This is a genomic window from Streptomyces sp. 5K101, from assembly GCF_046506645.1.
Classification (GTDB): Bacteria; Actinomycetota; Actinomycetes; order Streptomycetales; family Streptomycetaceae; genus Streptomyces.
This window is the reverse complement of record NZ_JBKFFO010000003.1, coordinates 328,171-342,836: the sequence shown is the minus strand read 5'-3', so window position 1 is coordinate 342,836 and position 14,666 is coordinate 328,171. Positions and strand designations below refer to the sequence as shown.

Annotated in this window: 11 protein-coding genes and 1 pseudogene; 3 read left to right on the top strand and 9 right to left on the bottom strand. The window is 73.3% G+C overall.

Annotated elements, in window-relative coordinates; translation table 11 throughout:
• The first annotated feature begins 69 nt into the window (after positions 1 to 69).
• Positions 70 to 459, top strand: a complete 390-nt coding sequence (locus ACLB9X_RS07220; RefSeq protein WP_410359594.1) for a RidA family protein — start codon at positions 70 to 72, stop codon at positions 457 to 459.
• A gap of 6 nt (positions 460 to 465) precedes the next feature.
• A pseudogene (locus ACLB9X_RS07215) lies at positions 466 to 874 on the top strand (VWA-like domain-containing protein); the annotation flags it as partial.
• Between the two features lie 81 nt (positions 875 to 955).
• Here the strand turns inward: ACLB9X_RS07215 and ACLB9X_RS07210 are convergent.
• From ACLB9X_RS07210 to ACLB9X_RS07175, 8 genes are all read right to left on the bottom strand, one after another.
• Positions 956 to 1,417 carry a hypothetical protein gene (locus tag ACLB9X_RS07210; protein WP_410359402.1) on the bottom strand — a complete coding sequence of 154 codons (462 nt, stop codon included), beginning with the start codon at positions 1,415 to 1,417 and terminating at the stop codon, positions 956 to 958.
• Positions 1,418 to 1,774: 357 nt separating this feature from the next.
• Positions 1,775 to 2,536 (bottom strand): hypothetical protein, encoded by a 762-nt coding sequence (locus ACLB9X_RS07205; protein ID WP_410359401.1) that lies wholly within the window; start codon positions 2,534 to 2,536, stop codon positions 1,775 to 1,777.
• Entirely contained in the window at positions 2,533 to 3,162 is a 630-nt protein-coding gene (locus ACLB9X_RS07200; protein WP_410359400.1) for an RNA polymerase sigma factor, read from the bottom strand. The genes ACLB9X_RS07205 and ACLB9X_RS07200 overlap by 4 nt, the downstream gene beginning before the upstream one ends.
• 145 nt (positions 3,163 to 3,307) lie before the next feature.
• Positions 3,308 to 4,459 (bottom strand): XdhC family protein, encoded by a 1,152-nt coding sequence (locus ACLB9X_RS07195; protein ID WP_410359399.1) that lies wholly within the window; start codon positions 4,457 to 4,459, stop codon positions 3,308 to 3,310.
• Positions 4,460 to 4,502: 43 nt separating this feature from the next.
• Entirely contained in the window at positions 4,503 to 6,023 is a 1,521-nt protein-coding gene (locus ACLB9X_RS07190) for an NCS2 family permease (RefSeq protein WP_410359398.1), read from the bottom strand.
• 256 nt (positions 6,024 to 6,279) lie between these two features.
• Positions 6,280 to 8,685 (bottom strand): xanthine dehydrogenase family protein molybdopterin-binding subunit, encoded by a 2,406-nt coding sequence (locus tag ACLB9X_RS07185; RefSeq protein ID WP_410359397.1) that lies wholly within the window; start codon positions 8,683 to 8,685, stop codon positions 6,280 to 6,282.
• Positions 8,686 to 8,687: 2 nt separating this feature from the next.
• Entirely contained in the window at positions 8,688 to 9,182 is a 495-nt protein-coding gene (locus tag ACLB9X_RS07180; protein ID WP_410359593.1) for a (2Fe-2S)-binding protein, read from the bottom strand.
• Between the two features lie 2 nt (positions 9,183 to 9,184).
• Positions 9,185 to 10,075 (bottom strand): FAD binding domain-containing protein, encoded by an 891-nt coding sequence (locus tag ACLB9X_RS07175; RefSeq protein WP_410359396.1) that lies wholly within the window; start codon positions 10,073 to 10,075, stop codon positions 9,185 to 9,187.
• Positions 10,076 to 10,362: 287 nt separating this feature from the next.
• Here ACLB9X_RS07175 and ACLB9X_RS07170 point away from each other — a divergent pair, with 287 nt between their 5' ends.
• Positions 10,363 to 12,051, top strand: a complete 1,689-nt coding sequence (locus ACLB9X_RS07170) for a PucR family transcriptional regulator (RefSeq protein WP_410359395.1) — start codon at positions 10,363 to 10,365, stop codon at positions 12,049 to 12,051.
• A gap of 908 nt (positions 12,052 to 12,959) precedes the next feature.
• Here ACLB9X_RS07170 and ACLB9X_RS07165 read toward each other — a convergent pair.
• Positions 12,960 to 14,615: an ABC transporter ATP-binding protein gene (locus tag ACLB9X_RS07165; RefSeq protein WP_410359592.1), complete on the bottom strand. Its 1,656-nt coding sequence runs from the start codon at positions 14,613 to 14,615 to the stop codon at positions 12,960 to 12,962.
• Positions 14,616 to 14,666 lie beyond the last annotated feature (51 nt).

Here is a 14,666-nt window from a genome sequence, read left to right as displayed (position 1 = left end):
CGTCGACGTCAGTTCGGAAGGACACCTGTGTCAGGCGAGTCAGATGTGCGGGACGAGTCGGAAGAGACCATGCTCGACCACATCCCGCCCGACGGAGTCGCTCCCGGTAACGGCTACAGCCATGTGGTCGTAGGGGAAGGACGGCTGGTCGTCATCTCCGGGCAGGTCGCGCTGGACGCAAAGGGAAACGTGGTCGGCGAGGGCGACGCCGCCGCCCAGGCCCGCCAGGTCTTCGAGAACCTGCAGCGTTGCCTGGCGGCGGGAGGCGCGACATTCGCGGACGTCGCCAAGCTCACCTACTACGTCACCGACATCGCCGTCCTGCCGGAGGTGCGTGCCGCCCGCGACGCCTATGTCGACACCGCGCGTCCGCCGGCCAGCACGGCAGTCCAGGTGGCCGCCCTGTTCCGACCGGAACTGCTGCTGGAGGTGGAGGCCCTGGCGATCCTGCCGTGGTGACTCGGCGTCGTGATCGACACCTCCGGGTCGGTGAGCGACGCCGAACTGGGCAGCGCTGCTGGAGGTGGCGGCGATCTCGCGGGCGGTGGGCGGGCGGCGCGACCTGGTGTCGGTGATCTCCTGCGACGCGGCGGCCGGGGTCGCCGTCCCGCTCTGCCGTGCCGAGAACATCGAACTGGTCGGCGGCGGAGGAACGGACCTGCGCTCCGGATTCGCCCGGGCGCTCCGCTCCCGGCCTCGCCCGGACGTCGTCGTCGCGCTGACGGACGGTCAGACGCCATGGCCCTCCGCGCAGCCGCCCTGCCGCACGGTCGTGGGTCTCTTCCCCCGTCCCGTCCGCGCCGTGGACGAGGAGAACCCCGACTACGTCCCGGACACCCCGCCGTCCTGGGCACGTGTCGTCACCATCACCTGAGGAGGCCCGCGGTGCGCACGCTCGCAAGGCGGGTCAAGCGGGAAGAGGGGGTGTGGGGGCGACGGCCCCCACACCCCCTCTTCAGCACGCGGCGCGCTCCGGGAGCGGGTCGCGGCGGTTCGGGGGGCGGCGGCCGTGCAGGAGCAGGTAGAAGCGCTCGACCGACTCCGACGCCCCGTGCTCGAAGCGCTTGACCACCTTCCCCAGTGGGTTCCAGACCCGGCCGTCGGGCATACGGAGGCCGACGGGCTGGCCGAACAGCTCGCTCTGGTCCGCGTCGAGGTCGACCCAGCGCGCCCCCGCCCGACGGACGATCACCTCGCCGACGTAGGCGCCGAGGCCCTGGAGGATGCGGTCGACGGCCGAGCGCTCCGGTCTGCCGCGTCTGAGCCCGTCGACGACGAAGTCCACGAGTCTCAGGCTCACCACGCTGTAGTCGAGCGGCAGTCTGCTGCGCTCGCCCATCTCGGTGACGAAACCCGCGGCATATCCCTGCATGCCGTCGGCGTCCGGCAGCTGCGCTGCACGCCCTTCGATCGGCATCCGTTTCCTCCCCACCAACAGCCAATGACCAGCTCGTCCGTCCCAGCGAAAGCGGAGGGGAAAGCATCACGGCCGGCGGTGGTGTCCGTTCTCACAGGAACATCGGGGCTCGCGCGTACAACCATCGGCACCCCTCAGGTGTCGGGGCGGCGGCACGACCACCGACCGGGGACTGCCGGCGGCGCACCAATGGCCGCGCAGGGACGGCCCGTCGGTCGAGGTCGAGGGCACCGCGCAGGTGCGTGCGCGGGAGAAGAGCCTGACGGGCCCGGGAGCGGCCGGAAGGGCACGCCCGCGGCGACTCGCGGCATGCAGCCCTATCCCACGGCTGGTGCAGCGGCGCCGTCCCCGCGACGGTCAGTCCTTGGGGAACTGCCGGTGCCGCGGTGAATCGTCCCTGTCCCTGCCCGGGGGCGCATCCGGAGCCTTGGCGGCCGGGGATCCGGACTTCTTCGGTCCGCGGTCGCCGCGGGAATCGGAACCGGGTCCGGTGCCCGACTCGGCCAACAGGTCGGCGCAGTACGCCGCGACGGCCTGCGGGCCGCCCGCCGCCTCTTCCAGACGCTTCCGCATCGCACCCGCCTCGGCGGCGTCGTCGCGCCGCTCCGCCTTGTCGTACGCGCGGCAGCGCGCCTCCTCGTCCTTCGCCGCCGGCGGGCGCTCGCCCCCGGGCCCGGCGGACGTCTCGGACGTGGGCGGCACGGAGTCGTCGCGGACGGTGTCCGGCGCCGGCTCCCCGTCGGACGAGGGGCCGGTCACGGGGTCGGGCCGATGCGCCGGCGGCTCGTCGAAGGGCCCCGGAATCGCGCCGGTCGCCATCGCCACGCCGCCGCCGAGCATCACGCCGGCCACGAGCGCGCCGATGCCCGCCTTGAGCCCTCGTGCACGGATGCCCGAGCGGGGCGCGGGGCGCCAGTCGTCCTCGGGCCGGGTGGGCAGCGAGAGCGCGCCTTCGGCGCGCGCGGCACGGAAGGCGGCGAGCGCGCGTGCGGCGGGCTCCGGCTCGACGGGCGCCGGGCGCGCCGCGGCGGCCAGCACCTCGTCGAGCGCCGGAGTCGTGGGCTGCGGCGCGGCCGCGGCCCCGGAGCCCGTCGCGTCTCCAGATCGGTTTTCGGTCATCTCGCCCCTCCCAGCGCACAGGGGTCGGAATCTGTCACACGACCCTTCGTCCGGAGTGCGGTGAGGTGCTTCTCCAGTCGCCTCAGTCCGCGGTGGGTGGCGGAGCGGACGGCACCGGGCCGCTTGCCGAGCACCCGGGCGGCCGTCGGTCCGTCGAGTCCGATGACCGTCTGGAGCAGTACGGCTTCGGCCTGCTGCCGTGGCAGTCGGGCGATGAGCGCCAGCGCTTCCTGCGTCGAGACGGTCTCGAACGCCTCCTCCGCCGTGTCCTGGCGGGCGGGCATCTCCGCGAGGTCGTTCTCGAGGTACGTGCCGCGCGGACGGCTCCTGACGCGGCGCAGGTGGTCGATGGCCCGGTTGCGCGCGATGCTCGCCGTCCAGGCCCGGAAGCCGACCCCGTCGCCGCGGAAGCGCCCGATGTCCCGGGCGATTTCGAGCCAGGCGTCGGAGGCCACGTCCTCGGCGTCGTCGCCGACGAGTCCGCGGAGGAACCCGAGCAACGGGGGGTGGACGATCCGATAGGCCCGGGTGAACGCGGCCTCGTCACCCTGCTGCGCCCTCGCGACCGCGTCACCGAGCTCCGCGTCGTGCGCCTGCGCACGTCGGCCGCCCCGCTCCTCGCCCACTCGTTCCTCTTCGTCCTGGCGGTCACGTCATGTTCATGACCATGACCGCCGCGTGTCTCCCCGTACACAACTCAGCGTCAGGAATCACAGAAACGTCACAGCTGACAGGCGCGAACGGCCCGCGGGCCCAGCGCAGTCGGCGGAGCTACGCCACCGACCCGATGCGACCCGCCACGGCGTCGGGTCCGTCGTGGTGGATGGGCGTATGGGCGCCGGTCAGCGAGGCTCCGCTGCCGCCCCGGCGATTCGCCACGATCTCCGCGCCGATGGACAGCGCCGTCTCCTCCGGTGTGCGCGCACCGAGGTCGAGGCCGATCGGGGACCGCAGCCGGGCAAGCTCCAGCTCCGTGACGCCGGCCTCCCGCAGCCGCCTCTCGCGGTCCTCGTGGGTACGGCGGGAGCCCATGGCCCCCACGTACGCGACCGACATCCGCAGCGCCCGTTCGAGCAGCGGGACGTCGAACTTGGTGTCGTGGGTCAGGACGCACAGCACGGTGCGGCCGTCCACATCGGTGGACTCCAGGTAGCGGTGCGGCCATTCGACGACGACCTCGTCCGCATCCGGGAAGCGGGTCCGCGTGGCGAAGACGGGCCGCGCGTCGCAGACGGTGACGTGGTAGCCGAGGAACTTGCCCACCCGCACGAGCGCGGCGGCGAAGTCGACGGCGCCGAAGACGATCATGCGGGGCGGCGGCACGCTCGACTCGACGAGCAGCGTCAGCGGCCGCCCGCAGCGCGAGCCGTCCTCGCCGATGACGACGGTCCCGGTACGGCCGGCGTCCAGCATGGCCGCGGCCTCCGCGGCCGCCGTGCGGTCCAGCTCGGGGTGGCCGCCGAGCGACCCCGCGCAGCTGCCGTCGGGGCGCACCAGCAGGGCGCGGCCCGCCAGTTCAGCGGGACCGTCGGTGACCCGCGCGACCGCCGCCGCCTCCCCACGGGCGGCGGTGGCCAGCGCGGCCGCGAACACCTCCCTGCCGGGAGCGTCCGCGGGTACGGGGGTGACGAGGACGTCGATCACGCCGCCGCAGGTGAGCCCCACGGCGAACGCGTCCTCGTCGCTGTATCCGAAGCGTTCCAGGACGCTTTCGCCGTCCTGGAGCGCCTGGGTGCACAGGTCGTAGACCGCGCCCTCCACACACCCTCCGGAGACCGAGCCGATCGCCGTGCCCTCGCTGTCGACGGCGAGCGCCGCGCCCGGCTGGCGGGGGGCGCTGCCCCCGACGGCGACGACGGTGGCGACGGCGAACGAACGGCCCTGCTCGACCCACCGGTTCAGCTCTTCGGCGATGTCCAGCATCTCGGTCTCCTCGGACGAAGGCGTGTGGAGGACGGCGGCGGTGCTACTTGACGCCCAGCCAGCCCTCGATCGGATTGAGGGCGAAGTAGGCGAGGAACACGGCGGACAGGACCCACATGAGCCAGCCGACGTCGCGCGCCCGGCCCTGGACCGCCTTGATCAGGACGTGGGCGATGACACCGGCGGCGATGCCCGCGGTGATGGAGTAGGTGAACGGCATCAGCACCGTGGTCAGGAAGACCGGAATGGCGGTGGCCGGGTCGTTCCAGTCGATGTGCTTGGCGTTGGTCATCATCATCGAGCCGATGACCACCAGGGCGGCCGCGGCGACCTGGGTCGGGATGAGCTGGGCCAGCGGGGTGAAGAAGAGGCAGAGCGTGAACGCGAGACCGGTGACGACGCTGGCGAGACCGGTACGGGCGCCGTCGCCGACGCCGGCGGTGGACTCGACGAAGACGGTCTGGCCGGAGGCGCCCGCGAGGCCGCCGATCGCGCCGCCCGCGCCGTCGATGGCGAGGGCCTTGTTGAGGCCGGGCATCTTGCCCTTGTCGTCGGCGAGGTTGGCCTGCTGGCCGATGCCGATGATGGTGCCCATGGCGTCGAAGAACCCGGCCAGCACCAGGGTGAAGACGATCACGCCGACGGTGATGCCGCCGACACCGGCCATGCCGTCGAAGGAGACGGCGCCGAACAGGCCGAAGTCGGGGGTCGAGATGATCGATCCGGTGATCTCGGGCGCGTTCAGACCGCCCCACGCGGCCTTGTCGAGGCCGGCGAACTGGTGGACGACGGCGGCGAAGACCGTGCCGCCGACGATGCCGATGAGGATCGCACCGGGAACCTTGCGCACCTGGAGCAGGAAGATGAGCAGGACGGTGACGGAGAAGCAGAGCACCGGCCAGCCGGTGAGCATGTCGTGCGTGCCGAGCTGGATGGGCTTGGCGCCGGCGATGCCGCCCTCACCGGGCATGGAGGTGACGAATCCGGCCTGGACGAGGCCGATGAGGCAGACGAACAGTCCGATACCCATGGTGATGGCGTGCTTCAGCGCCAGCGGGATCGCGTTCATGATCAGTTCCCGCAGACCCGTGACGACGAGCAGGACGATCACAAGACCGTAGATGACGCACATGCCCATCGCGTTTTCCCAGGTCATCGCGGGCGCGACCTGGAATGCCATGACGGCGGAGACACTGAGTCCCGCGGCGAGGGCCAGCGGCACGTTGCCGAGGAGGCCCATCACGATGGTGGTGGTGGCCGCGGCGAAGACCGTCGCGGTGGTCAGCTGGTCACCGTCGAGCCGCGCGCCGGTCGCGTCGGGCACCGACAGGATCACCGGGTTCAGCAGGACGATGTACGCCATCGCCATGAAGGTGGTGATGCCGCCGCGCACCTCCTGCGCGACGGTCGAACCTCTCTTGGTGATGTGGAAATACCGGTCGAGCCAGGACCGGCCGGCTGGCGAGCGCAGCGAGTTGGGGGCACCCCCAGGCCGAAGGCCCTGGGGGAGCGTGCCTGCGCCGGCGTCGTCAGCGCCTCTCGGCTCGGTGGACTGCTGGGTCATGGTGCCTACTCCCAAGGTTCACAGGGGCACCCGCCGGAAGGGTTTCGCCGGCGGGATTTGGGAAGGTGCTTCGGCTGCACGACCCGGGGGACGGCCCGAGACGAACCTGCTCTGCGGGGTACTGCTCGTTACTGCGGGGTGGTGCTGTGGCCGCGAGCGGTGCGGCGCTGATTCTCTCCGGGCGGCACGGGCAGTGCGGAAATGACGTTCCTTTTGGAGGCATGGCACGCACCGCCCGGAGAAGTGTGGGGACCTGTCAGGTGCCGGTGAGGTGCTCGGGGCGCACCGGCGTCCTGTTCAGTTCGAGACCCGTCGCGTTCCGGATCGCCGCGAGGACGGCCGGAGTGGACGACAGGGTCGGGGCCTCGCCGAGTCCCCGCAGGCCGTACGGCGCGTGGGGGTCGGCCAGTTCGAGCATGTCGACCGGGATGGTCGGCGTGTCGAGGATCGTGGGTATCAGGTAGTCCGTGAAGGAGGGGTTCTTCACCTTCGCGGTCTTCGGGTCGACGATGATCTCCTCCATCACCGCGACGCCCAGGCCCTGGGTGGTGGCACCGTGGATCTGGCCGACGGCGGAGAGCGGGTTGAGGGCCTTGCCGACGTCCTGGGCACAGGCCAGTTCGATGACCTTGACCAGGCCGAGCTCGGTGTCGACCTCGACCACCGCGCGGTGCGCGGCGAAGGCGTACTGGACATGGCCGTTGCCCTGGCCGGTCCTGAGATCGAAGGGCTCGGTGGGGCGGTGGCGCCACTCCTCCTCGACCTCCACGACCTCGTCCTCGAGCACGTCCACGATGGTGGCGAGGGTCTCGCCGCCGTCGGTGACGACCTTGCCGCCCTCCAGGAGGAGTTCGGCGCCGGCCCACGCCGGGTGGTACGAGCCGAACTTGCGCCGGCCGATCTCCAGGACCTTCTCGCGGACGAGCTCGCAGGAGTTCTTGATGGCGCCGCCGGTCACGTACGTCTGGCGGGCCGCGGAGGTCGAACCGGCCGAGCCCACCTGGGTGTCGGCGGGGTGGATGGTGACCTGCTGGACGCCGAGCTCGGTGCGGGCGATCTGTGCGTGAACGGTGACACCGCCCTGGCCGACCTCAGCCGCGGCCGTGTGGACCGTGGCCACGGGCTCACCGCCGATGACCTCGATGCGGACCCTGGCGGTCGAGTAGTCGTCGAAGCCCTCGGAGAAGCCGACGTTCTTGATGCCGACCGCGTAGCCGACACCCCGGACGACGCCCTCGCCGTGCGTGGTGTTGGACAGACCGCCCGGCAGCGCGCGGACGTCGGCGCCCTCGGTGGTCTCCCACTGGCGCTCCGGCGGCAGCGGGCGGGACGCGACGAGGCGCAGCAGCTCGGCGACCGGGGCCGGGGAGTCGACCGGCTGCCCGGTCGGCATGATCGTGCCCTGCGCCATCGCGTTCTTCTGCCGGAACTCCACCGGGTCCATGTCCAGCCGGGCGGCGAGCTTGTCCATCTGGGCCTCGTAGGCGAAGCACGCCTGGACCGCGCCGAAGCCGCGCATGGCGCCGCAGGGCGGGTTGTTGGTGTAGAGGCCGATCGCCTCGATGTCGACGTTGTCGATGACGTACGGGCCGGCCGAGAGGGACGCGGCGTTGCCGACGACCGATGCCGTGGACGACGCGTAGGCGCCGCCGTCGAGCACGATCCTGCACGCCATGTGCGTGAGCTTGCCGTCCTTGGTGGCGCCGTGCTCGTAGTGGAGCTTCGCCGGGTGCCGGTGGACGTGCCCGAAGAAGGACTCGAAGCGGTTGTAGACCATCTTGACCGGCTTGCCCGTGTGCAGCGCGAGCAGGCAGGCGAGGATCTGCATCGAGATGTCCTCGCGGCCGCCGAACGCGCCGCCGACGCCGGCCATCGTCATGCGCACCTTCTCCTCGGGCAGGCCGAGGACCGGGGCGATCTGCCGCAGGTCGGAGTGGAGCCACTGGGTGGCGCAGTACAGGTCGACGCCGCCGTCCTCGGCGGGCACCGCGAGGCCGGACTCCGGGCCGAGGAAGGCCTGGTCCTGCATGCCGAAGGTGTACTCGCCCTCCACGATCACGTCGGCCCGGCTGCGGGCCTGCGCCACGTTGCCGCGGACGATCGGCTGACGGTGGACGATGTTCGGGTGCGGCACGTGAGCGGCGCGGTGGTCGTCCCGGTTCTCGTGGACCAGGATCGCGTCCGGAGCGAGCGCCGACGCCTCGTCGGTGACGAGGGGCAGCTCCCGGTACTCGATCTTGATCTTCGCGGCGGCGCGGCGCGCGGTCTCCGGATGGTCGGCGGCCACGAGCGCGACCGGCTCACCGTGGTGGCGGACCTTGCCGTGGGCCAGGACCGGGGTGTCCCGGATCTCCATGCCGTAGTGCTTCACCGCGGTCGGCAGGTCGTCGTACGTCAGCACGGCGTAGACGCCCGGTACGGCCAGCGCCTCGGCGGTGTCGAGGGACACGATCTCGGCGTGCGCGACGGTGGACCGCAGGATCTGGCCCCACAGCATGTCCTCGTGCCACATGTCCGAGGAGTAGGCGAACTCGCCGGTGACCTTGAGCGTGCCGTCGGGGCGGAGCGTGGACTCGCCGATGCCGCCCTTGGTCCTGGACCCCTGGGTGACCTTGGTGGGAGTGCCCGCCGGGACGGTGGCGACCCGGGTGTTCCGTGTCATCGTCACACCGTCGCTTCCTGGCTTCCCCGGCGCTCCTGACGAGCGGCCGCGAGGCGGACGGCGTCGAGAATCTTCTCGTATCCGGTGCAGCGGCAGAGGTTGCCGGAGAGCGCCTCGCGGATGTCCTCGTCGGACGGCGACGGGTTGCGCTCCAGCATCTCGTCGGCGGCGACCAGCAGGCCGGGGGTGCAGAAACCGCACTGCACGGCGCCCGCGTCGATGAACGCCTGCTGGATCGGGGAGAGCGCGGCGCCCTCACCGGCGAGGCCCTCGACGGTCACCACCTCGCGGCCCTCGGCCTGGCCGGCCGCGACGAGGCAGGCACAGACCGGAACGCCGTCGAGCCTGACCGTGCAGGATCCGCATTCGCCCTGCTCACAGGCGTTCTTGGAGCCCGGCAGGCCAAGGCGCTCACGCAGCACGTAGAGCAGGCTCTCGCCCTCCCAGACGTCGTCCGCCTGCCGGCGACGTCCGTTGACGGTGAAACTGACGCGCATGCTCATGCAGCTCCTTCCAGCGTGCGGGCGGTGCCGCGGTACTGCTCCCAGGCCCAGCCGAGCGTGCGGCGGGCCATGATGCCCACGGCGTGCCGGCGGTACCGGGCGGTGCCGCGCACGTCGTCGATGGGGTTGCAGGCACCGGCGGCGAGTTCCGCGAACTGCTGGGCGATCGAGGGCGTGATGATGTGCCCGCTCTCCCAGAATCCGCCTTCTTCGAGCGCGGCGTTCAGGAAGTCCTCCGCAGCCCTGGCGCGGACGGGGGTGGGGGCGGCGGAGCCGATGCCGGCGCGCACGGTACGGGTCCGGGGGTGCAGGGCGAGGCCGAAGGCGCAGACCGCGATCACCATCGCGTTGCGGGTGCCGACCTTGGAGAACTGCTGGGGCCCGTCGGCCTTCTTGATGTGCACGGCGCGGATGAGCTCGTCGGAGGCGAGCGCGTTGCGCTTGACGCCCGTGTAGAACTCGTCGATCGGGATGCGGCGGGAGCCGCGTACCGACTCCACCTCGACCTCGGCGCCCGCGGCGAGCAGTGCGGGGTGGGCGTCGCCGGCGGGCGACGCGGTGCCGAGGTTGCCGCCGACACTTCCGCGGTTGCGGATCTGCGGGGAGGCGACCGTGTGGGAGGCGAGCGCGAGGCCCGGCAGCTCGGCCCGCAGCTGCTCCATGATCGTGGTGTACGGAACGGAGGCGCCGAGCCGGACGCTCTCCTCCCCGACCTCCCACTCGGTCAGCTCGCCGACGCGGTTCAGATCCAGGAGGTACTCCGGCCGACGGTGGTCGAAGTTGATTTCGACCATCACATCGGTCCCACCCGCGATGGGCACAGCGGTGGGATGCTCGGCCTTGGCGGCGAGCGCATCCTTCCAGCCGGCTGGGCGAAGGAAGTCCATGACTGGCTCTCTTCTTCTCAATCTCGGGGTCGTCGTCGCACGGGGCCCTGGACGGCCGGCCTCGACTGGATGTTCACGTGCTGTTCACGCGATGTGGTCCAGTACACGCGGCGCGATCCGAGCGGTGCAGTCACCGAAACCATGAAGGAGTTGGCTGGTCTCCTCTCTCGTCTTGTAGATTCGAACGAAAGGCGGGGATCAGCAACCTCACCGTTTCCCCCCGGAAACCGTGGCCAAAGGATCGCCGGCCAGAACCTGCAACAACGAGACAGATCGGTGGCGACGAGATGCGGCTGCGCGCACTGCTGGAGACCGACGCGCTGGGGCTGCGGCTGCTCGGCGGCGAGGACGAGCTCGACCGCGGCGTGCGGGGTGTGATGACCACCGACCTGCGGGACCCGAGCCGGTACCTCTCGGGCGGCGAACTGGTGCTCACCGGCCTGGCCTGGCGGCGCAGCGCCGAGGACTCGGAACCGTTCGTCCGTATCCTCGCGAGCGCTCAGGTGGCGGGGCTCGCGGCGGGCGAGGCGGAGCTCGGCGACATCCCCGACGATCTGGTGCAGGCGTGTTCCCGCCACCGGCTGCCGTTGTTCTCCGTGAACGAATCCGTTGCATTCGCGACGATCACCGAGTACGTGGTGCGGCAGGTCTCCGGGGAGCGTGCCGGGGACCTCGCGGCAGTCGTCGACAGACACAGAAGGCTGATGACCTCCGGTCCGCCGGGCGGCGGCCCGGACGCCGTGCTCGATCTCCTCGGCTCCGACCTGGACCTGCGGGCCTGGGTGCTCTCGCCCACCGGGCGGCAGATCGCGGGCGTCGGCGAGGGGCTCACCGCCCAGACCGGCGCGGTGCTGGCCGGGGAGCACCTGGCCGCGGTACGGGCCGGCCGGCGGCCGCCGCACCGGGCGGTGGTCGGCGGCGTGACGTACTCGCTCTTCCCGATCCGTAACACCGGCAGGGGGGCCGTGCCGGCGTTGCGGGACGTCCGCGAGAACGTCCTGTCGGCCTGGCTGCTGGCCGTCGAGGCCGACGCCGGGGACTGGCCCGCGGCCCGTCTCGACCTGCTGCAGGGCGTCACCCAGCTGATCGCCGTCGAACGCGACCGGCGCGAGGCGGCCCGCACGGTGCGGCGCCGGCTCGCCCAGGAGGTCCTGGAGCTGGTCCAGACGGGCGCCGCGCCCGCGGAGATCGCCGCGCGGCTGCGGGTGGCCGCGCCCGTGCTGCTGCCGGGCCTCGGGAGCGCGCCGCACTGGCAGGTCGTCGTGGCCCGGGTGGACTGGGGCGCGGAATCGGGCATCGAGGCGGGGCCGGTCGCGCAGTCACTGTTGGAGGAGATCCTCGTCGACCCGTCGGCCGCCGGAGTGGACTCGGCGGACCGGATCGCCGTGGCGCACATGGGTGACGAGGCCATCGCGCTGGTGCCGCTGTCGGCGGTGAGCCCGCTGGGGCTGGAGGAGGAGGCGACGCCGTCCTCGGAGGCCGGTCTGCACGCCGACGCCCTGCTGGAGTCGGTACGCGCCCCGCTGTCGGCCGGTCTCGACGGTGACGGCCGCCTCACTCTGGGCGTCAGCGCGGCCGTGCACTCGGCGGAGGGGCTGCGCGGCGCGCTGGAGGAGGCCCGCCACGCCCGCCGCGTGGCGGCGGCGCGCCCGGGCCGGGTGTGCGCGGCGGGCCACCACGAGCTGGCCTCGCACGTGCTGCTGCTGCCGTTCGTGCCGGACGACGTGCGCCGGGCGTTCACGGCGCGCCTGCTGGACCCGCTGCGGGACTACGACCGCCGCCACCGCGCAGAGCTGATCCCGACGCTGGAGGCGTTCCTCGACTGCGACGGCTCCTGGACCCGCTGCGCGACGCGCCTGCATCTGCACGTGAACACGCTGCGGTACCGAGTGGGCAGGATCGAACAACTGACGGGCCGCGACCTGTCCCGCCTGGAGGACAAGCTGGACTTCTTCCTGGCCCTCCGCATGAGCTGACGCCCGGCGGGGACGGGGGCACCGCCCCCGGAAACCCGGCCCGCTTCCGTGCGGGGCACGGGCCGCGGCCCCGGCCGCCCCACGGGCCCGGCCCGGCCCGGGCGTGCGGCCCCTGCGGGGTCGGGGCGCGGCTCCGGCCGGCAGGGGCCGCGTGTCCGTGGGGGCCCGGGGCTCAGCCCCGGCTGCCCCATGGGCCCGTCCCGGTGTTCCCGGGGCCCTGCCCGGCGCGGGGGAAGCCACCGCGTCGCCGCGTGCGGTGGCACCGCCGCCGGCTGCCCACGCCGGCACGGGGGTAGGCAGGCCAGGCCGCCTGGCCGCGTCGCGGGATTGGGCGGAGTCCCAGATCCCGCGACACCGGGCCCGGTAGCCCAACCTCCGCGCGACGGCCCCGGTTCCGAGGCACTCCGCGCGGCAGGCGCGGACGTAGCCCTCAGTGTCCGCCGCATCAGTCCGGCAGCCAATGGGCCGGTACACAGCCGGCGCCGCCCTCTCAGGGCGGTGGCGGGCGCCGCCCACGGCGTGGCGCGCGGGGCGAAGCCCACGGGTCTCGGCCGCCCGGCGGGCGGGAACCGACGCTGAGCCTGCCTCTCAAGGCGGCCGGGCGCAGCCCCGGCTGGTCAGGCGCGAAGCCTGGGCCGGGGCCCACAGTGGCTTCACCGACCCCACCGGCCAAACAGCGCGGCGGGGTGGGGTCGGGGGCGCAGCCCCCGGAAACCCTGCCCCCGCAGGCGGCGTGCCCCACGCGCCGGGCGCGGCACGAAGCTCGCGGCGTCAGTGCGGGCGAGGCCTCGCAGTGGCTTCACCACCCACCACAGGCCGCAGCGCGGCGGTTGGGGACGGGGAAGCCCCGGAATCCGTGCCCCTGCAGGGGGCGCCCAACGCGCCGGGCGCGGCGCGAAGCTCGACGCTCAGCGGGTGAGGACGTGGCTGAACGCGCCGCCCTCCTCGGTCAGTTCCGGCCACGTGCCGACCTGGACCACCCGTCCCGCCGCCAGCACCGCGATCCGGTCCGCGCGGCGGATCGTCGACGGGCGGTGGGCTATCAGCAGCGTCGTCCGCGTGCGCGGGCCCGCCGCGAGGGCCGCGGACACCGCCGCGTCACCCTCCGCGTCCAGGTTCGCCGTCGTCTCGTCGAGGACCAGGACGCGCGGCTCGGTCATGAGCGCCCGGGCCAGCGCGATGCGGGCGCGCTGGCCGCCCGACAGTGTCGTGCCCCGTTCCCCGACCGCGCTGTCGTACCCGTCGGGCAGGCCCTCGGCGATCCGGTCGACGCCCGCGATCCGCGTGGCCCGGGCGAGCGTCGCCGCGTCGGCCTCCGGCGCGGCGAGGCGCAGGTTCTCCGCCAGCGTGCCGTGGAACAGGGGCGCGTCCTGGCCCACCACCGCGACCGCGCCCCTCAGTTCGGGCTCCGCGACCTCCCGCACGTCGACTGGGTCGCCGGTCCGCGGGACGAGTTCCACCGCCCCGGCGGCCGGGTCCCAGAAGCGGGCCACCAGATGCGCGCACGTCGACTTCCCGGCACCCGACGCCCCGACGAGCGCCAGCGTCTCGCCGGGCCGGACGGCGAGGTCGACGCCGTCGAGCACGGGCGCGCCGCCGTAGTCGAAGCGCACACCCCGCAGCCGTATGCCGAGCGGCCCGTCGGGCAGGGCGCGCGGCATGGCGGGGGCCGGTGCGCCTGCCGGTGCCCGTACCGCCGCGCCGACCCGGGCCGCCGCCGCCCGCAGGCCGCCCGCCTGCCCGAGGGCGGCCGCGGAGTCGGCGACCGGGGCGAGGACGCCGAGGGCGAGTGCCATCGCGGCGGGCGCCCACGCGCCCGCGACGGTGTGCGCCGCGGCGAGGACGACGCCGACGACGGCCGCGACGACGAGCAGGTCGCGCAGGGCCGAGGCGTCCGCCTCCCACGCCTGCTCGGCCCGCTGGGCCTCGCCGAGCCGGCGCCCGTGGGCGCGCAGCCGCTCGCGGCGGGCCTCCAGCGCGCCGAACGCGAGCAGTTCCCGCAGCCCGTCGACGGTCTCGACGGCCTCGGCCGACAGGTCGGCGGCCGCCTCCCGGGTGCGGGCCCCGCGCACGGCGCGTCCCCGGGACTCGAGAACGGGAGCGAGGACGAGCAGGCCGGCGACGGGCAGGACGGCGAGCAGCAGCCAGGGGTCGAGGGCGGCGAGGACGACGGCGCCTCCCCCGAACACCACGCCGGACGCGACGAGTTGGGCCACGGCGTGGGCGTAGAAGAACTCCAGCGCCTCCACATCGCCGAGCGCCGCCGACGCCAGGTCGCCGCTGCGGCGGCCCCCGATGCGCGCGGGTGCGCTGCGGGCGAGGCCGTCGAAGACACGGACCCGCAGTTCGGCGAGGACCCGATAGGCGAGGTCGTGCGAGAGGTCCATCTCGCGCCAGGTCGCGAGCGCGCGGACGAGCACGAGCCCGACGAGCGCGGCGATCGTGCCTGGGCCGGGGGCGGTGGACGAGACGACGGCCGTGCCGACGGTGTGCGCGGCGAGGGTGACCAGGGCGACGAGCGCGGCCTGGTCGGCGAGCGCCGCGCCGAAGGTGCGGACGGTCATGGCACGGTGTGCGCCGAGAACGGGCAACAGGGCGCGCAGAGCGCCGCGTTC